We start from the raw sequence: 18758 nt of genomic DNA, 5'->3' as shown, positions 1-18758 counted from the left end.
ACTGTGCGCCGAACTTTTGAGTAATGGATCATGTTATGCGCATTCACATCCTCGGGATTTGTGGCACGTTTATGGGCGGTCTGGCGGTGCTGGCTCGCTCACTGGGTCATCAGGTGACCGGTTCAGATGCCAACGTTTACCCGCCAATGAGCACGCTGCTCGAACAGCAAGGTATTGAATTAACTGAAGGTTACGACGCGAGCCAGCTTGACCCGGCACCTGACCTGGTGATTATCGGCAATGCGATGACCCGGGGTAATCCCTGTGTGGAAGCGGTGCTGGAACGTAACATTCCTTACCTTTCTGGCCCGCAATGGCTGCATGATTTTGTGCTGCGCGACCGCTGGGTGCTGGCAGTGGCCGGAACCCATGGCAAAACCACGACAGCCGGCATGGCAGCGTGGATTCTCGAGGCCTGCGGCCTTGAACCCGGCTTCATTATTGGTGGTGTGCCCGGAAACTTCGATGTCTCGGCAAAATTAGGAAAAAGTCCATTCTTCGTCATCGAAGCGGATGAGTATGACTGCGCGTTTTTCGACAAGCGTTCCAAGTTTGTGCATTACGCGCCACGCACCCTGATCCTTAACAATCTCGAATTTGATCACGCCGATATCTTTGACGATCTGCGCGCTATCCAGAAGCAGTTCCACCATCTGGTGCGGATCGTGCCGGGACAGGGCAGGATCCTCTTGCCGGAACATGATCCTCACCTGAAGCAGGTGATGGCGATGGGCTGCTGGAGCGAGCAGGAGAGCGTGGGCGACCACGGACGCTGGCAGGCGAAGAAACTGACGACTGACGCCTCACACTGGGAAGTGTGGCTTGACGGTGAAAAAGTCGGGGAAGTGAACTGGGCGCTGGTGGGCGAGCACAACATGCACAATGGCCTGATGGCGATTGCAGCCGCGCGTCACGTGGGTGTCCGGCCGGAAGATGCCGGACAGGCACTGAACAGCTTTATCAATGCCCGTCGCCGGCTGGAACTGCGTGGCGAAGTAAACAGCATCAAGGTCTATGATGATTTCGCGCATCATCCGACCGCGATCCTGGCGACGCTGGCCGCGCTGCGCAGTAAGGTCGGCGGCAGAGCACGCATCCTGGCCGTGCTGGAGCCGCGTTCTAATACCATGAAGATGGGCGTCAGCAAAAACGATCTGGCGCCGTCACTGGCGCGTGCAGATGAGGTCTTTCTGTTCCAGCCACACCATATTCCGTGGCAGGTTTCCGATGTCGCCGAAGCCTGTATCCCGCCCGCCCACTGGAGTGCAGATATCGACGCGCTGGTGGAGATGGTGGCAAAGGCCGCTCAGCCAGGCGACTCGATCCTGGTTATGAGCAACGGCGGCTTTGGCGGAATTCATCAGAAGCTGCTGGACAGACTGCAGTAACACGACAGGCGCCCGCATCGGGCGCTTTTTTTTGCCGTCGATATGCAGGCGTGACCGACGGCAGCAATCCGGGCACGCGTTAACCTGCCTGATAACGCGGTCAATTTAGCGAGGCAGGACTTTAGTTTGCTTCGGCCAGCTCGCGCAGATACTGGAAGATCTGACGGGCAGATTTCGGCGGCTTGTTGCCCGCTTTCTCTTTCTGCGCGTTACGGATCATGCTGCGTAACTGCTGACGATCGGCGTCAGGATAAAGCGCGATCACGTCACTCATCGCCTCATCACCCTGCTCAATCAGACGGTCGCGCAACATTTCCAGTTTATGGAACAGTGCAACCTGCTGATTGTGGCGGTTCTTGAGCTTGTCCAGCGCAACGCGGATAGGCTCGACATCGATACTGCGCAGCAGTTTACCGATTAGCTGCAGCTGACGGCGACGCCCCTCTTTTCTGATGCGCTGTGCCAGTTCGATCTCGGTGCGCAGGCGCTCATCCAGCGGGATTTTGTCCAGCGAGTTTTTTCCCAGATCGACCAGTTCGGCACCCAGGCGCTTTAACTCTTCGGCATCGCGTTTAATTTCACTCTTACTGACCCAGATAATCTCTTCATCTTCTTCTTCGTCATTATCTGGCACATCGTCGAGCCACTCATCGGGCTTTCTGGTCATTTCCGGGCTCCCAAAAAAAAGAGGCTAATCCTACCAGTTTATCGGGTGACTGCGAAATTGTTCTCTGACTCTGATAGACTCAAATCATTCACACATAAGATTAGACGGCAGGTCGATGAACGTATCTACTCAGGTTGCAGAACAGCGAAAAGTACTGGAGCAGGCGATTGCGCAGGCACTTGAACTGGCTAAGGCAAGCACTGACAGCGCGGAAGTCGCGGTCAGTAAAACCACCGGCATCGGGGTCAGCACCCGCTATGGCGAAGTGGAAAACGTCGAGTTCAACAGCGACGGTGCGCTGGGCATCACCGTTTATCATCAGAACCGTAAAGGCAGCGCCTCATCGACCGACCTCAGCCCGGACGCGATCAAACGTACCGTGCAGGCGGCGATTGATATTGCGCGCTACACCTCTCCTGATCCTTTTGCCGGTCCGGCTGATGCAGCGCTGCTGGCCTATGACGCGCCGGATCTGGATCTCTACCATCCGTGGGAGATTGACGCCGACCGTGCTATCGAGCTGGCGGCGCAGGCAGAAGAGGCCGCGCTGCGCGCCGACAAGCGGATTACCAATACTGAAGGCGGCAGCTTCAACAGCCATGTCGGCATCAAAGTCTTTGGTAACAGTCATGGCATGCTGCAGAGCTACTGCTCAAGCCGTCACTCGCTCTCCAGCAGCGTGATTGCTGAGCAGGATGGCGACATGGAACGCGACTACGCCTACACCATTGGCCGTGCGTTCGACGATCTGAAAAGCCCGGAGTGGGTGGGCGCAGAGTGCGCACGCCGTACGCTTTCCCGTCTGGCGCCGCGTAAGCTGCCGACCATGAAGGCCCCGGTGATTTTTGCCGCCGAAGTGGCGACAGGCCTGTTTGGTCATCTGGTGGGGGCGATCAGTGGCAGCAGTGTCTACCGTAAATCGACCTTCCTGCTGGATGCCATGGGTCAGCAGATTCTGCCGGAGTGGCTGACCATCAGTGAACAGCCGCATCTGCTGAAAGGGCTGGCCTCGACGCCTTTCGACAGCGAAGGTGTCCGGACGCAGTCGCGCGACATCATCAAAGCAGGCGTGCTGCAGACCTGGCTTTTGACCAGTTACTCGGCGCGCAAGCTGGGCCTGACCAGTACCGGTCACGCTGGCGGTATCCACAACTGGCGCATCGCAGGTCAGGGCCACAGTTTTGATGCACTGCTTAAGCAGATGGGCACCGGACTGGTGGTCACCGAGCTGATGGGGCAGGGCGTCAGCGCCATTACCGGCGATTACTCTCGCGGTGCGGCTGGCTTCTGGGTGGAGAATGGCGTCATTCAGTATCCGGTCAGCGAAATCACTATTGCAGGCAATCTCAAAGAGATGTGGCGCAATATGGTGACCATTGGTGACGACATCGAAACCCGCAGCAACATCCAGTGCGGTTCCGTATTGCTGCCTGAAATGAAGATAGCGGGACAATAACATGAATTTCTGAAGCAGCCTGTTGGCTGCTTTTTTTTCATCACAATAAAAAGGAAATGATGATGCGTAAGCATGTGATTGCAATGTTGTCGGCTTCTTTGCTGTTCTCCAGCGTCAGCCTCTATGCGGCGGACCTGGAAGAGGATATGGACACGCTGAATGCAAACCTGAAAATTGTCAAAAAAACGGACAATGCTCAGGAGATGCAGCAGGCGTTAACGAAGATGCGAGCTGCCGCGCAGGATGCGAAGCAGTCCACACCGGATAAGCTGGAAGGCCAGCCTGCTGACAGCGCACAGATGAAAGCGTATCACGCCGGTCTGGACTCGCTGATTGCTCAGATCGATGTGGTCAATGCGCTGGCGAAAGCGAATAACGTGGCGGGTGCAAAGCGCGAAGCCGCCCGATTTGATGAGATCCGCGATACCAACCATAAGAAATTCCGCTAATCCGATCGCCGGTCAGCCCGACCGGCGTTTTTTACCATCACCTCTTCTTATCACACCCTTCGCTTCTGCCAGCTGCGCCTGCCGGTGTCGCACAATCCGCCGCTTAATGACGGTATATCCTCACGCACTGTGCAATCTGTGACCTCTTTCGCACTAACCGTGCAGGCTGCGATCTGACGCATAACCTTCATCCTGATTTCCACTTGCTGCTGGAAATGTTGCCTCTCCACAGCCGGTGTGAGGAGGGCTAATTTATTTTCAACGCGAATTATCCGGCTTAACAGGAGTAGCAAGGTGAGCAATGACAGCGTTCCGGTGTATGAAGCGCCACCGGAGAAAGTGCAGGAGCTGGCTGACCGCGTGATGAGGCAGATAGAGGGGATCTACCAGCAGCATGGCATTCAGCCCAATGCGGTGCAGCAGCAGATGTTGCAATCTCATGTCACCGCAATGGCCTCACGCTCACTGAGCGGGGAGCCGCTGCCGGACGTGGAAGCGGAGCTGTTTGAGGATATTCCGTCGGAGACGTTAGTGCTGGCGCAGCAGGTGGTAGATCTGTTTGGCAATCTGCCCCGTGAAGAGGCGTGGCTGCTGTCAGTCCATATTGAAGTCGCGCGATCCAACAACTGAAGAGGAACAGAACATGGTCACAGTCGTCATTGGCGATCGGTTAGGTAAAGGGCAGAAAGTAGCGGCAGGTATCGAAAAAGCCGGTGGCCGCGCCGTCGTGGTACCCGGTGTGGCGGCCGACATGAAGCTGGGTGACGTGATGAAGGCTGAAAACGCCGATTTCGGCATCTCCTTCTGCGGCAGCGGCGGTGCAGGTGCGATCACTGCGCAGAACAAGCATGGTTACAAAGCAAAACATGGCATGCGATCGATTGATGAGGGCGTTACCGCCATCAATGAAGGCGCCACAGTGCTGGGCTTTGGTTTCATGGATAAGGAGGAGTTAGGTGAGCGGCTGGTGCAGGCCTGGAACAGGAAGCACGGCAGCGGATTATGAAAGAACACTACGTGACGCAGGTGACGGTCGACGGCAAAGGCGACACCAAAGCGAAAGCCTTTGCCGATGCCCTGAGCCGTGTGCAGAACCAGGTTCTGCGCGCAACGCAAAAAATTCTGCTGCGCATCGAACCTCAGGATATCCGGGTGCTGCGGGCGCAGGAGAGCGTCAGAACCGAGAAGTTTCTCTTCTTCTTTCTGGCGCGCCAGCGTCGGAGCTTCAGCGTCACGCTGGAGATCACCGTCAGCGTCACCGTTTTCGACACTGAGCAGGTGGCGTTCACGACAACATCATAAGCCTGTGAACATCGGGCCATTCAGCCCTGCGTCTGCTGTTGCGACTGTATGACTGGCAGGGCGAGGTGGCGGCTGATGCCAGACGGGTAAAAAAACGACAATAAGGTACAACAACATGTTTTTAATCATTTTGTTTAAGTCGTTGATCATTGGCGGTCTGGTTGGCGTCGGGGTGGGGGCAGGCGCCGCGCGCATGTTCCATGCGCCGACGACGCAGGGCATGGGGGCTTTCCGAACGCTGGGTGAGCTGAACTCGTGCGAAGGCGATCCTGCCTCCCACTTCTCCTTTGGTCTTGGCTTCTTTTTCAATGCCTGGGCATCTTCTGTGGCCGCCGGTTCCTTCACGCAGGATGTGGATCACCGCATCATCCCAAACTGGGGGGCAGCGGCGCTGATGGTGAAGAATCGCAACGTGGCGGAGACGCTGCACAACCCGAAAAAAATGGCTATCGCCTGCGGCATCATCGGCATGATCGTGGTCGCCTTCCTGAATTCGACCGCCTCTGCAGTGCCAGCTGCACTGCAGGTCACGGCAGTCAAAGTGCTGGTGCCCGCCGCGAACCTGCTGGTGAACACCGTCATGCCGGTTATCTTCTGGCTGGCCGCCATCGACGCAGGCAGAAAGTCGGGCTTCTGGGCCACCATTTTTGGCGGTCTGGCGCAGCTGATCATGGGCAATGCCGTGCCAGGCCTGGTGCTGGGCATTCTGATCGGTAAAGGCGTGGAAGAGAGCGGCTGGAACCGGGTCACCAAAGTCATGATGACGGCGATTGTGCTGCTGTTTGTGCTGAGCGGCTTCTTCCGCGGTTTCGACATGAAGCTGCTGCAGTCATTCCAGCTCGGCATTCCTGGCTGGCTTGACATGATCCACAACACCGTCAGCGGCAAATAGGGGCGATGCGATGAACGAAAATAAAGGTTTCTGGTACGCCGACTGGTCTTTTCCGATCTTTGTTGGCCTGCTCTCCTCGGGTGTCTTTGCCGGAACCCACATGTATTACCTCTATGGCATCGGCGCGTTTAACGAAGTGGCGTTTGTTTCGATGCTGCGCGCGGGCATGGAAACCGGCGTCTATGGCGCGGTTGCCGCCTTTGGTGCCAGCTTCCTGTTTGCCCGCATTATCGAAGGCTCGCTGGTGGGCATCCTGGACATCGGCGGTGCGATTCAGACCGGCGTCGGGCTGGGCGTTCCGGCGCTGCTGCTGGGCGCGGGTATCATCTTCCCGGTAGCGAACTTCGCCGCCTCGCTGGCGACCGGGCTGGTGATCGGCCTGGCCATTGGCTACCTGATTATTCTGGCGCGTAAATTCACCATCAATCAGAGCGACTCGACCTACGGCGCTGACGTGATGATGGGCGCGGGTAACGCCTCGGGGCGTTTCCTGGGACCTCTCATCATTCTCTCGGCTATGGCGGCCTCTATCCCGATTGGCCTGGGTTCGCTACTGGGTGCGCTGCTGTTCTATCTCTGGAACAAGCCGATTACCGGCGGCGCGATTCTGGGTGCCATGATCCTGGGCGCGCTTTACCCGATTGCTCTCTGATCGCCTCGACAGCCCGGCGGCGGGCTGTCGTTAAGGAGAAACCATGTACGACTTGATTATCCGCGCCGCACGACTCTGCGATGAGCAGGTGGTCGATATTGCGCTGCAGGATGGCCGTATCGCGGCAATAGGCCGCGTGCAGGGCAGCGCCCGCCGCGAGCGCAATCTGGCGGGCCGCGTCTATCTCAGCGCGGGCTGGATCGACTCACACGTCCACTGCTACCCCAAATCGCCGATTTATCATGATGAGGCGGACGCGATTGGCGTAGCGCACGGTGTTACCACGGTAGTCGATGCGGGCAGCACCGGCGCAGATCATATTGATGACTTTTACCGGCTGACGCGCACCGCTACGACGCAGGTCTATGCGCTGATCAATATCGCCCGCACCGGCATCGTCACCCAGAATGAGCTGGCCGATATGACGCAGATCGATGGCGAAGCGGTGCAGCAGGCGGTGACGCAGCTGCCTGATTTTATTGTTGGCCTTAAGGCGCGTATCAGCAGCAGCGTGGTCGGTAAAAATGGCGTGCAGCCGCTGATAAAGGCGAAAGCGATCCAGCAGCAGAGCGGCGGGCTGCCGCTGATGGTGCATATCGGCAACAATCCACCCGATCTCGACCAGATCGTGGATCTGCTCACCAGCGGCGACATCATCACCCACTGCTTTAACGGCAAGCCTAATCGCATCCTGACGCCGCAGGGCGAACTGAAAGTGGCGGTAAAGCAGGCCATTGCGCGTGGCGTACGGCTTGATGTGGGCCACGGCAGCGCCAGTTTCAGCTTTGAGGTGGCCCGCGCGGCGATCGCGCAGGGCATCCTGCCCGATACCATCAGCTCGGACATCTACTGCCGCAATCGTCTGGCTGGACCGGTGCACAGTCTGGCCCATGTCATGTCGAAGTTTTTCAGCGTCGGCATGACGCTGCCGCAGGTGATTGACTGCGTCACAGGCAGGGCAGCCGCAGGACTTCGCCTGCAGCGCAAGGGCCAGCTGAAAGTCGGTTATGACGCCGATCTGACGGTATTTAGCGTTAAACAGGAGAGCCAGCCCTTCATCGATTCAGAAGGTGAACAGGTGGCCTGTGAAAAACATCTGATCCCGCTGGCGGCCGTGGTCGCCGGAGAGTGGTTTGCGACTGAACAAGGAGCCGCGCATGAATTCGGTTTATGAAAAGTATGGCCTGAAGCCGGTGATAAACGCTTCTGGCCGTATGACGATCCTCGGTGTTTCCACGCCGTCGAGTGAGGTGATCGACACGGTGAAATATGGCCTCGATCACTACTTTGAGATGAAAGCTCTGGTGGATAAGACGGGCGCCTATATTGCCGGTCTGCTGAAGGTGGAAAACGCACTGGTGGTCTCCTGCGCCTCGGCGGGGATTGCCCAGAGCGTGGCGGCGGTGATTGTTAAAGACAGTGACTGGCTGCTGGATAATCTGCATGCTGCGCCGCTGACCGTTCCGCATCAGATTGTGGTGCCGAAAGGGCACAACGTGAACTATGGCGCGCCGGTAGGAAGTATGGTGGCGCTGGGCGGCGGAGAGCTGGTGGAGGCAGGTTACAGCAATGAATGCTCAGCCGCTCAACTCGCCGCGGCGATCACGCCGCAGACCGCAGCCATCCTCTATGTAAAATCGCATCACTGCGTGCAGAAAAGCCATCTTGATGTAGCACAGGCTGCCGCCGTGGCGCGCGAGCACGGTGTGCCATTGATTGTCGATGCCGCCGCAGAAGAGGATCTGCACTGCTACTACGCGGCGGGCGCGGATCTGGTGATCTACAGCGGCGCCAAGGCGATCGAAGGGCCGACCAGCGGGCTGGTGATCGGCAGACATCAGTACGTTGAGTGGGTCAAACGCCAGACCAACGGTATTGGTCGTGCGATGAAAGTTGGCAAAGAGGGCATTCTGGGGCTGACCCAGGCCATCGAAAGCTACCTGACGCAGCCGAAGATCAGCGGCGCACAGATGGTGGAAAAAATGACGCCGTTCATTGAGCAGCTCAACAGCCTGCATGGTGTGACGGCCCGCGTGGTGTGGGACAGTGCCGGGCGCGATATCGCCCGCACAGAGATCGCCTTCGATGAAGCCGCGATCCCGCACCGGACCGGCGATCTGGTGCAGGCGCTGAAAAAGGGCGACGTGGCGATCTACTTCCGCGGCTACAAAGCCAACGAGGGGATCATCGAAGCGGACGTCCGCAGCGTCAGCGCCGATCAGCTGAATACCATCTTTACCCGCATCCAGGCGCTGCTAAACGGAGAAAACAACGCATGACGCTGACCCCCCATTTTTATCAGGATCGTCTCTGCCTCAATGTGCTGGCGGGATCAAAAGAGAATGCGCGCGCCATCTGGCAGGCGGCAGAAGGGCATGTGCTGGTGGGCGTACTGTCGAAAAACTACGCCAGCAATGCGGCCGCGATCGCCGATATGCGTGAGTATGCCGCGCTGATCGACAACGCGCTCTCGATCGGGCTGGGCGCGGGCGATCCCAATCAGTCACGGATGGTGAGTGAGATCGCAGCGGAGCTGCAGCCGCAGCACGTGAACCAGGTATTTACCGGCGTCGCCACCAGCCGCGCCCTGCTGGGCCAGTCGCAGACGGTGGTCAACGGGCTGGTCTCGCCGACTGGCACGCCAGGTCAGGTAAAAATTTCTACCGGACCGCGCAGCGCAAAACAGCGCGACGGGATCGTACCCATCGAAACCGCCATCGCGATGCTGCAGGATATGGGCGGCAGCTCGGTGAAATATTTCCCGATGGGCGGGCTGCAGGCGGTAGAGGAGTATCGCGCCGTGGCGGAAGCGTGCGCAAAACTGGATTTCTGGCTGGAGCCTACCGGCGGCATCGATCTGGAAAATTTTGGTGAGATTGTCCGTATTGCGCTGGAGTCGGGCGTCAGTAAAGTGATCCCGCACGTTTACAGTTCGATCATCGACAAAGCCAGTGGCGAGACGCGCGTGGAGGATGTGCGGCAGCTGCTGGCCATCTGTAAAACGCTGCTGGCCTGAGGATCGATAGGATCGGTAAGCTCTGGCGCGATCGCGCAGCATGGACGTTGCGCGACAATCGCCGTAGGCTGATTTCCACTTTCTGTCTGCTAACAGGTAACGCTTGTGAGATTTCCCAATCAGCGCCTTGCGCAACTGTTCGATGCCCTGCAAAACGAAACGCTGCCTCAGGAGGAGCTGGCGCGGCGCTTTGCCGTCTCGACGCGCACCGTGCGCACCGACATGACGGCGCTGAATGCGTTGCTGGCAGAACATGGCGCGCAGTTTATCCTGCATCGCGGCGCAGGCTATCAGCTGAAAATTGAGGATGCGCAGCGTTTTCAGCATCTGCAACAGCACAGCGCGTCGCCGCTGCGGGTGCCGCGAACCGCACCGGATCGGGTTCGCTATCTGCTGACCCGCTTTCTCACCGCAGCCTATTCGCTGAAACTGGAAGAGCTGGCAGAAGAGTGGTTTGTCAGCCGGGCTACCCTGCAGAATGATATGGCCGAGGTGCGCGAATGGCTGGGGCGCTATCATCTCACGATCGAGAGCAAGCCGCATTACGGCATGAAGCTGTTTGGCAGCGAGGTAGCGATCAGGACCTGCCTGACTGACCTGTTGTGGCAAATCGATCAGCTGCAGCCGGAGAGTCCGCTACTGACCATCGAGGCACTGAACAGCGGCATACTGGAGACGCTGCGTCCGCTGCTGCAGTGCTGTTTCGCCCGATACAACATCCGGCTCAGCGATGAGGGCGAGCGTTATCTGCGGATCTACTGTGCCGTGGCAGTGCGGCGCATCAGCGAAGGCTATCCGCTTAACGATCCGGGTGCTGAAGAGATTGGCGAGGAAGAGCGGGAAGCCGCACATCAGCTGATCATGCTGATGCGCCCGCTGGTCAGCAAGCCGATCTCCCCGGCCGAAGAGCACTGGCTGCGGATTAACATCGCGGCGCGCCGGATTCAGGCGGTGGCCCCCAGCGCCATCAACGCTGACGATGGCGAGGCGCTGGTCGATTATCTGCTCAGCTTTATCAACACCCACTACAACTTCAATCTGCAGAACGATCAGCAACTGCGTGCCGATCTGCTTACCCACATCAAAACCATGATTACCCGGGTACGCTATCAGATTCATATCCCCAACCCGCTGCTCAGTAACATCAAGCAGCACTATCCGATGGCCTATGATGTCACCCTGGCGGCGGTCACCAGCTGGGGCAAATATACCCCTTATGTGATCAGCGAGAATGAGATTGGCTTTCTGGTACTGCATATCGGTGTCGGGCTTGAGCGCCACTATGACGTCGGTTATCAGCGTCATCCGCAGGTGCTGCTGGTATGCGACAGCGGCAACTCTACGCTGCGGATGATTGAGGCGATGCTGCTGCGCCGCTATCCGCAGCTGCAGGTCACGGCGCGACTGTCACAACGTGAATATGAGGCGCGCAGCCGCATTGATGAGGATTTTGTAATCTCGACCATCCGGCTCAGCGAAAAAGAGAAGCCGGTGGTGGTCATGTCGCCGTTTCCCACCGGTTTCCAGCTGGAGCAGATTGGCAAACTGGTGCTGGTCGATCGAACCCGGCCCTATATGCTGGCGAAATTTTTTGATGCTCAGCATTTCCATATTATCGATCGGCCGATGACCCGTTCTGAGCTGTTCCGCCAGCTGTGCGATCAGCTGGAGGCGGAGGGATTCGTGGATGCGGCGTTCTATCCGTCGGTGGAGGAGCGCGAAGCGATCGTCAGCACCATGCTCGGCGAAGGCATTGCGCTGCCGCACTCGCTGGGGCTGCTGGCAAAGAAAACCGTGGTCTGCACCGTGCTGGCCCCGCAGGGTATCGCCTGGGGTGACGACACCGCCTATGTGATTTTTCTGCTGGCGATCAGCAAAAGTGAGTATGAAGAGGCGATGGCGATCTACGATCTGTTTGTGACTTTTCTGCGTGAAAGGGCGATGACTCGCCTGCGGGACAGCAGCGATTTCAGCAGCTTCAGGGCGGTCGCAATGGATTGTCTGAACCGCCCCTGAGAATCAGTTTTTCTTCGCCAGCAGGCGCGGGATCTCACGCAGACACCAGGATTTGGCTTCGCCCATGCTGTCGCGTCGCCACGCCATAATAATATCGACTTCACGGGTGTACTCCGGGCTGACCACCCGCAGGCGACCTTCGGCAATATCCTGCTCCACAAGCGAATAGGGCATGGTCGCGACGCCCAGGCCCGCCAGCAGCGCGCGGCGCTTGTCATCCATGCTGCTCACGGTCAGGCGCTGCTGCTTATCCAGCAGCTGCACGGTCAGCACCGGTCGCTCACGGGCAGTATCTGCCACCGCAATGCCACGGTATTTCACCCGCGTCACTTCCGACTGCGGTTCAGGCTCGTTATGAATCGGGTGATCGGCGCTGGCGACATAGACGCTCATCATGGTGTAGAGCTTGCGGGTGTTGATCTCGGTTGAGGCGCGGAAGTGCATATCCGGCGCGATCACGATGTCGGCGCGACCCTGTTCCAGCCGCTCCCAGGCGCCCGCCAGCACTTCGGTAACCAGCGAAAACTGTGTATTGGCCTTGTCGGCCAGCCGCGTGACCAGCGGAAACAGCGCCTCGACCGGCACCAGCGCTTCGGTCACGATGGTCAGATGGGTTTCCCAGCCGCGCGCCAGTGCTTCCGCATCAGTGGTGAGCTTATCGGCAGCTTCCAGTAGTACCCGGCCACGCTCCAGCAACATGCGTCCCACGTTCGTGAATTTGGTGCGATGACCGGAACGATCAAACAGCACCACATCCAGCTCCTCTTCCAGCTTCTGCATGGTATAGCTGAGGGCGGAAGGGACGCGGCCCAGCTCATCCGCGGCGGCGGCAAAACTGCCACGCCGATCGATCGCATCCATTACGCGTAAAGATTCAAGGGTTAACGCACGCTCTTTGGCCATCCCGGTTCTCTGTCAGGAAATTTGAACATGCCGGGCAGATTAACTGGCTAACAATCCGGCGTCCAGACTTTTACCATGAGGGTATTGAGTCCGTGACCGATCCTCGTCAGCGGATGCCGGAGGTAAATCATGATCACCACACGCAGTGCGTCCGCATGTGGCCAGGCCGATTTCGGCTGGCTGCAGGCCCGCTACAGTTTCTCTTTTGGCCACTACTTTGATCCAAAGCTGATGGGCTACGCGTCACTGCGCGTCCTGAACCAGGAAGTGCTGGCGCCGGGCGCGGCGTTTCAGCCACGCTCTTATCCTCAGGTCGATGTGCTGAACATCGTGCTGCAGGGTGAAGCGGAGTACCGTGACAGCGAAGGCAACACTATCAGCGTGCAGGAAGGAGAGGCGCTGCTGCTCTCTGCGCAGCCGGGCGTCAGTTACACCGAAATAAACCAGAGCAAAGAACGGCCGCTGACGCGTATGCAGCTCTGGCTGGCCGCCTGCCCGGAGCGGGAAAATCCGCGCATGCAGAAGATGGCGCTGGCAGAAGGGGAGCTGTCGCAGCTGATCGCTTCACCAGATGGCGCAGACGCAAGTCTGCAACTGCGTCAGCAGGTATGGATTTATCAGGTCGAACTGGCGCCCGGTGAGCAGCACGCGCTGCGCTTACAGGGGCCGCGCGCCTATCTGCAGTCGATTCACGGATCGCTGGCAGCGATGTCCGGCACCGATCATCAGGAAACGCTGGGCTGTGGTGACGGCGCGTTCCTGCAGGAAGAGAAGCAGTTGCAGCTGACCGCAAAAACCGCGACCCGCGCGCTGGTTATCGACATTCCGGTCTGAACCGCAGGCAATAAAAAAGGCGGCCAGGGCCGCCTTTTTTTGCGTTCTGCAGGTTACTTCAGCATGGTGAATGCGGTGGTAACGTGCTTCACGCCGCTGACACGGCTGGCGATATCGGCCGCGGCCTGCGCTTCCTGTGGCGTCACCAGACCCAGCAGGAACACTTCGCCATTCTCCGTCGTTACTTTCACGTTGGACGATTTCACCTGATCGCTGCCCAGCAGCTGTGAACGGATTTTGGTGGTGATCCAGGTGTCTGATGAGGTGGTGCCGAGCGTCACTTTCTGCCCGATACGGATTTCATTGTAGACCTCGGTTGCCCCATCCACGCCCATCGTGATCTGTTTGGCGCGATTAGCAATCTCCTGCGACGGCGCCTGACCGGTCAGCAGCACTTTGCCCTGATAAGCCGTGGCAATCACGCGGGCATCGGTTTTGATCTGCTGATCTTTGGCTAAAGCGTTTGTGACGCGCAGCTCCAGCGTGCCGTCATCCACCTGTGTCCCGACTGAACGGGGATCGGTGGCCGTTTTAGTTGCCACGGCCGCACCGCCCGCGACCACCGCGACGCAGCCCTGCAGCAGCATGGCAGTTAACAGAATAGCTATAGCGTTCAATGCTTTCATTCGTGCTCCTTCGTTCATTCCTGATGGGGAAAGAGAGTGTTATCGATCAGATCGCACAGGCAGTTCACGGTGAGCATGTGCATCTCCTGAATCCGGGCACTGCGATGAGAGGGAATGCGGATTTCCACATCCTGCGGGCCCAGCAGTCCGGCAAGCTCTCCGCCATCATACCCGGTTAGCGCAACGATAGTCATATCGCGTGTCACGGCGGCTTCAACCGCCTTGATAATGTCACGCGTATTGCCGCGGGTAGAGATCGCCAGCAGCACATCGCCAGCCTGTCCCAGCGCGCGCACCTGTTTGGCATACATTTCATCATGCAGCCGGTCATTGCCGATCGCGGTCAGCATCACGTTGTCTGCACTCAGCGCCAGCGCCGGTAAGCTGGGGCGTTCGGTTTCGAAACGATTGATCATGCTGGCGGCAAAATGCTGTGCATTAGCCGATGAGGCCCCGTTGCCACAGCTCAGGATTTTATTGCCATTGAGTAACGACTGTACCAGCGTCATGGCTGCACGGGAGATGGCATCGGGCAATGCCTCAGCGGCAGCAATCTGGGTCTGAATACTTTCAGTAAAACACGCTTTAATTCTTTCCTGCACACGACCACCTGGTTCTAAACGTCTGCATTAAAGGCATTCGGCAGCCATTCAAGCGCCGTGCCGGTAATGGCGATGATATCGAAACGGCAATTCACTGTTTCAAAACTGCCGCCGCGTTGCGCCAGCCAGAGGGCGGCGGCGCGCAGCAGCTTTTGTTGTTTATTCCGGGTTATGCTGGCAAGTGCGCCACCATAACGCGCGTTGCGACGATAGCGGACTTCTACAAATACCCAACAGTGCCCGTCGCGCATAATCAGGTCAAGTTCACCCTGCCGAAGGTGAACGTTGCTGGCGACCCATGTCAGGCCAGCCTGCTCCAGATAGCGCCGGGCCTTTTCTTCGTACCCGGCCCCCATCTGCTGGCGGGTCAGTTGGCTGGTGCGATTTCGCCCCGACGATACTGGTTCCATGTCAACGTCCTGTTGATCACACAATCCGCATTGGCACTGAGCCTGCCGGTGTTGCCATCCAGCGTAAAGCCTGGTGTCTGGCGCATCTGGTTAAAGTGGTTCGCCAGCGTCCAGGCGTCCATTCCCATGGCGTAGAGACGCACCAGCGAGTAGTCATTGTTGAAGGACTTTGACGTCTGCTGCATCAGGCCAGGGTTGCTGCCGGAAAGTAGCGGGATGTCGCTGAACTGCAGGCCATCCATCTCCAGACGGAAATCAGGACCGGCACCGGCCTGGGCGCTGCGTGAACTGGCGTAGAGCGAGATGTTGCTGCGACTGCCAGTGCGCATCGCGATCATTGGTTTGATCAGCTGCAGTTCATCCTGAGTCGACACGATATAGACCGCATCGACGCTGCCTCCGCTGCTGGTGCTGACCGCATCCGGCGTGCTCTGCTGCGGCGCCGGAATCGTCAGCCCTGCGATGGAAACACCCTGCGACGCGGCGGGTGCCACATTCACCGGCGTACCGGAGAGGCTGATGCCTGCGCCACTGTTGATGCCCTGTTTCAGCTCAGCGGTGGAACCGAAGCGCTGCTGCATCACCGTCGTGCCACCCAGCGACTGCCACTCCTGGGCAAAGGCGTTGGTGACGCGATCGCCCAATCCGCTGCGCGGAACCAGCAGCAACGGCTGGCGTTTGCCCTGATCCCAGATATGGTGTGCCGCATCGCGGGCTTCATCTTCAGGAGAGAGCGCAAAGTAGCAGATATTCGGATGGTTCTGGATTTTTTCCGGCTCGTTAAGCGCCAGCACATTCAGCGGCGTCTGGCTGTTGGCGACTTTTTCGACGTTGCTCTTCAGCAATGGGCCGACCACGATAGTGGCGCCATCCTGCTGAGCCTGCTGCATCACCTGTTCAATCGGCTGGCTGCTGGTGTCATAGACTTTGATCTGCGCGTTACTGGCCGGTTGTGCAGCGACCGGCTGGGACTGCGGCTGCGAAGCGGTGTCCGGAGCCTGCTGCTGTGAGGCGGTGTCGGCAGACTGCGGCTGCGGTGCGCTGATCGGATCGCTGGCAGAACCGGGAACGGCAGCAGGCTGGGTGCTGGCGGTGGTATCGGCCGCGGCCGGCTGGCCGGTTGAAGCAGGCTGAGCGGACGGTGCAGAGAGACCGTTCTTCGCGTCATTGAAGCCTTTCTGAATTGCGTTGGCGAACACCTGGGCCTGGCCATTCAGTGGCAGCAGCAGCGCGATAAGGCTGGTCGAGGCTTTAGTATAGTTCTGCATCTGGCTGAGCTGCGTCGGCAGGGTTTTGGCTGCCGGGTTCTGCGGGTAGCGGGTCTGCCAGTCTTTGATGCCTGACTTGAGCATTTCCGCATCCTGGGCGTTTGCGCGCCAGACCGCGAGCAGATCCAGCCAGCCCTGCAGCACATTTTCGTCGGCGTTAATGACCAGGTTGCTGACCTCCTGCGGCGACATCTGTGTCAGTGTCTGCCAGGTGGCGTCAATATTGCCCTGATGATCGGTGCCTTTCAGCAGCGGCTCCTGCGCGATGTAGGACCGCACCAGCGAGAGCGACGGGCGACCCTGGGCGCTGGCAATCTGCAGGCTGTAGTAGCGCGCCAGCTGATCCTGCGACAGAGCGCCGGTTTTTACCTGCGCTAACAGCGGTTCCGCCTCTTTGGTTTTCTGCTGTGCAATCAGTAACTGCGCGTTGAGCAGCAAAGATTCCTGCTGCTGCGTCTCAGAAAGCTGCTGCGGCAACTGGCTCAGTTGCTGCGTCGCTTCAGGATACTTTCCTTCCTTCAGGAGGGCGCGGATTGCGAGTAATTGCCAGTCGGTCTTGCTATCATCGCTGCTCTGCTGTGCCTGCTGCAGATAGTAAGCGGAACCGGCTGTGATAGGCCCCTGAATATTGACGGTTGAGGTTTGCGGCCCCTGACCGCTACACGCGGCTAAAATCAGCCCAGCAAGAATGACAGGCAGAAAGCGTCCTGCTTTATGACGAACGACTTTTGAAGGAAGCATACTGTATCCAGTGATGTTTTTTTCAAGATGCTCAATATTAAATCGGCAATTCGGATGAAACAATGAAACAACTCGATCGGGCAGAGATTTCTGCCAGCACGCTCTACATCGTTCCAACCCCGATTGGTAATTTGGGTGATATCACCCAGCGGGCGCTGACGGTGCTTTCGAGCGTCGATCTGGTCGCTGCGGAAGATACACGTCATACCGGACTGTTGCTACAACATTTCGCCATCAATGCGCGACTCTTCTCACTTCATGACCACAACGAACAGCACAAGGCTGAGCTGCTGTTGACGAAGCTGCAAGACGGTCAAAGCATAGCCTTAGTTTCGGATGCTGGCACGCCGCTGATCAACGATCCGGGCTATCATCTGGTGCGTCGCTGCCGTGAAGCGGGCATTCGTGTGGTGCCGCTGCCGGGTGCCTGTGCCGCAATTGCTGCATTAAGTGCTGCGGGTCTGCCGTCCGATCGTTTCTGTTACGAAGGGTTTCTGCCTGCCAAAACTAAAGGTCGCTGCGATGCGCTGCGGGCGCTGGTGCAGGAGCCGCGCACGCTGATTTTCTATGAATCGACCCACCGCCTGATCGATAGCCTGCAGGATATGGTCAGTGAGCTGGGCGCTGACCGTTATGTCGTGCTGGCGCGTGAACTGACCAAAACCTGGGAGTCCATTCACGGTGCGCCCGTGGGCGAACTGCTGGCGTGGGTAAAAGAGGATGAGAATCGTCGCAAAGGCGAGATGGTGCTGATTGTTGAAGGCCACAAGGTCGGGAATGAGGATGCGTTACCGGCCGATGCGCTGCGCACTCTGGCGCTGCTGCAGAAGGAGCTGCCACTGAAGCGCGCGGCGGCCCTGGCGGCCGAGATCCACAGTGTGAAGAAGAATGCGCTGTATAAGTATGCGCTGGCGCAGCAAGAGGCGTGACAAACGGCGGGGAATGTCCTATTATCCCGCGCCGAAGCTGACCAGACAGTCGCCGCTTTGTCGTCGTCCTCACATGTGGGGAGACGGGCAGAGGGGAGGAAAGTCCGGGCTCCATAGGGCAGGGTGCCAGGTAACGCCTGGGAGGCGCAAGCCTACGACCAGTGCAACAGAGAGCAAACCGCCGATGGCCCAGAAATGGGATCAGGTAAGGGTGAAAGGGTGCGGTAAGAGCGCACCGCGCGACTGGCAACAGTTCGTGGCACGGTAAACTCCACCCGGAGCAAGGCCAAATAGGGGTTCACAAGGTACGGCCCGTACTGAACCCGGGTAGGCTGCTTGAGCCAGTGAGCGATTGCTGGCCTAGATGAATGACTGTCCACGACAGAACCCGGCTTAACGGTCAGCTTCGACTTTTACTGAAAACCCCGCTCTGGCGGGGTTTTTGCTTTTCAGACAGCGGGCAGGCGGCGATGAATGCCTGTCCACGACGCACCCTATGGAAAGAATGCGGCTTAACGGCCAGCGTCGACTTTTACTGCAAACCCCGCTCTGGCGGGGTTTTTGCTTTTCAGGTCACGAGCAGACAGCGATGAATGACTGTCCACGA

20 protein-coding genes and 1 other RNA gene are annotated in these 18758 nt (G+C 58.4%); 15 read left to right on the top strand and 6 right to left on the bottom strand.

From position 1 onward, the window contains the following. Positions 1-35 precede the first annotated feature (35 nt). Positions 36-1388 (top strand): UDP-N-acetylmuramate:L-alanyl-gamma-D-glutamyl-meso-diaminopimelate ligase, encoded by a 1353-nt coding sequence (gene mpl / locus RT657_RS14500; protein ID WP_313655293.1) that lies wholly within the window; start codon positions 36-38, stop codon positions 1386-1388. Positions 1389-1509: 121 nt separating this feature from the next. On the opposite strand, the gene yjgA is transcribed toward mpl, so the two are convergent. Next, positions 1510-2055: a ribosome biogenesis factor YjgA gene (yjgA, locus tag RT657_RS14495; RefSeq protein ID WP_313655291.1), complete on the bottom strand. Its 546-nt coding sequence runs from the start codon at positions 2053-2055 to the stop codon at positions 1510-1512. A 115-nt stretch (positions 2056-2170) separates the two neighbouring features. Between yjgA and pmbA the strand changes: the two genes are divergently transcribed. From pmbA to RT657_RS14440, 11 genes are all read left to right on the top strand, one after another. Beyond that, a complete protein-coding gene (gene pmbA, locus RT657_RS14490) occupies positions 2171-3511 on the top strand; it encodes a metalloprotease PmbA (protein WP_313655289.1) in 1341 nt (446 codons plus the stop codon). A gap of 62 nt (positions 3512-3573) precedes the next feature. After that, the gene (cybC, locus tag RT657_RS14485) at positions 3574-3960 is read left to right on the top strand and encodes a cytochrome b562 (RefSeq protein ID WP_313655288.1); all 387 of its coding nucleotides are present in this window, start codon (positions 3574-3576) and stop codon (positions 3958-3960) included. A gap of 294 nt (positions 3961-4254) precedes the next feature. Next, positions 4255-4590, top strand: coding sequence for a glycine dehydrogenase (locus tag RT657_RS14480; RefSeq protein WP_313655287.1), 336 nt, complete (start codon positions 4255-4257; stop codon positions 4588-4590). 13 nt (positions 4591-4603) lie between these two features. Further along, entirely contained in the window at positions 4604-4966 is a 363-nt protein-coding gene (locus RT657_RS14475; protein ID WP_313655286.1) for an SFCGS family glycine-rich protein, read from the top strand. Next, positions 4963-5262: a DUF4312 family protein gene (locus RT657_RS14470; protein WP_313655284.1), complete on the top strand. Its 300-nt coding sequence runs from the start codon at positions 4963-4965 to the stop codon at positions 5260-5262. Before RT657_RS14475 ends, RT657_RS14470 begins: the two co-directional genes overlap by 4 nt. A gap of 115 nt (positions 5263-5377) precedes the next feature. Continuing rightward, positions 5378-6154, top strand: a complete 777-nt coding sequence (locus RT657_RS14465; RefSeq protein ID WP_313655283.1) for a DUF4311 domain-containing protein — start codon at positions 5378-5380, stop codon at positions 6152-6154. Between the two features lie 10 nt (positions 6155-6164). Then, positions 6165-6806: a DUF4310 family protein gene (locus RT657_RS14460; RefSeq protein ID WP_313655282.1), complete on the top strand. Its 642-nt coding sequence runs from the start codon at positions 6165-6167 to the stop codon at positions 6804-6806. A gap of 43 nt (positions 6807-6849) precedes the next feature. After that, positions 6850-7980 carry an amidohydrolase/deacetylase family metallohydrolase gene (locus RT657_RS14455; protein ID WP_313655280.1) on the top strand — a complete coding sequence of 377 codons (1131 nt, stop codon included), beginning with the start codon at positions 6850-6852 and terminating at the stop codon, positions 7978-7980. Next, positions 7964-9085 (top strand): DgaE family pyridoxal phosphate-dependent ammonia lyase, encoded by a 1122-nt coding sequence (locus RT657_RS14450; protein WP_313655279.1) that lies wholly within the window; start codon positions 7964-7966, stop codon positions 9083-9085. Before RT657_RS14455 ends, RT657_RS14450 begins: the two co-directional genes overlap by 17 nt. After that, on the top strand, positions 9082-9822 hold the full coding sequence (dagF, locus tag RT657_RS14445; RefSeq protein WP_313655277.1) for a 2-dehydro-3-deoxy-phosphogluconate aldolase: 741 nt from the start codon (positions 9082-9084) through the stop codon (positions 9820-9822). Before RT657_RS14450 ends, dagF begins: the two co-directional genes overlap by 4 nt. Before the next feature lie 105 nt (positions 9823-9927). Beyond that, positions 9928-11838 carry a BglG family transcription antiterminator gene (locus RT657_RS14440; protein ID WP_313655276.1) on the top strand — a complete coding sequence of 637 codons (1911 nt, stop codon included), beginning with the start codon at positions 9928-9930 and terminating at the stop codon, positions 11836-11838. Between the two features lie 3 nt (positions 11839-11841). Here the strand turns inward: RT657_RS14440 and RT657_RS14435 are convergent, their stop codons facing one another. Beyond that, positions 11842-12741: a LysR family transcriptional regulator gene (locus RT657_RS14435; protein WP_111139251.1), complete on the bottom strand. Its 900-nt coding sequence runs from the start codon at positions 12739-12741 to the stop codon at positions 11842-11844. Between the two features lie 129 nt (positions 12742-12870). Here RT657_RS14435 and RT657_RS14430 point away from each other — a divergent pair, with 129 nt between their 5' ends. Then, positions 12871-13575 (top strand): pirin family protein, encoded by a 705-nt coding sequence (locus tag RT657_RS14430; RefSeq protein WP_313655273.1) that lies wholly within the window; start codon positions 12871-12873, stop codon positions 13573-13575. A gap of 53 nt (positions 13576-13628) precedes the next feature. On the opposite strand, the gene dolP is transcribed toward RT657_RS14430, so the two are convergent. From dolP to RT657_RS14410, 4 genes are read right to left on the bottom strand one after another with little or no spacing between them, the layout of a single operon-like run. Beyond that, positions 13629-14201: a division/outer membrane stress-associated lipid-binding lipoprotein gene (gene dolP / locus RT657_RS14425; RefSeq protein WP_111139253.1), complete on the bottom strand. Its 573-nt coding sequence runs from the start codon at positions 14199-14201 to the stop codon at positions 13629-13631. 14 nt (positions 14202-14215) lie between these two features. Further along, positions 14216-14803, bottom strand: coding sequence for a DnaA initiator-associating protein DiaA (diaA, locus tag RT657_RS14420; protein ID WP_313655270.1), 588 nt, complete (start codon positions 14801-14803; stop codon positions 14216-14218). 14 nt (positions 14804-14817) lie between these two features. Further along, positions 14818-15213: a YraN family protein gene (locus RT657_RS14415; protein WP_313655268.1), complete on the bottom strand. Its 396-nt coding sequence runs from the start codon at positions 15211-15213 to the stop codon at positions 14818-14820. After that, positions 15171-17222, bottom strand: coding sequence for a penicillin-binding protein activator (locus tag RT657_RS14410; protein WP_313655266.1), 2052 nt, complete (start codon positions 17220-17222; stop codon positions 15171-15173). Before RT657_RS14410 ends, RT657_RS14415 begins: the two co-directional genes overlap by 43 nt. Positions 17223-17284: 62 nt before the next feature. Between RT657_RS14410 and rsmI the strand changes: the two genes are divergently transcribed. After that, complete coding sequence (gene rsmI / locus RT657_RS14405) at positions 17285-18151, top strand: 16S rRNA (cytidine(1402)-2'-O)-methyltransferase (protein WP_313655265.1); 867 nt, start codon at positions 17285-17287, stop codon at positions 18149-18151. Between the two features lie 33 nt (positions 18152-18184). Beyond that, an RNA gene (rnpB, locus tag RT657_RS14400) (RNase P RNA component class A) lies at positions 18185-18563 on the top strand. The last annotated feature ends 195 nt before the right edge of the window (positions 18564-18758 follow it).

The sequence above is a fragment of the Pantoea sp. genome, from assembly GCF_032114055.1.
Lineage (GTDB): Bacteria > Pseudomonadota > Gammaproteobacteria > Enterobacterales > Enterobacteriaceae > Pantoea.
This window is presented reverse-complemented; position numbering and strand designations above follow the sequence as displayed.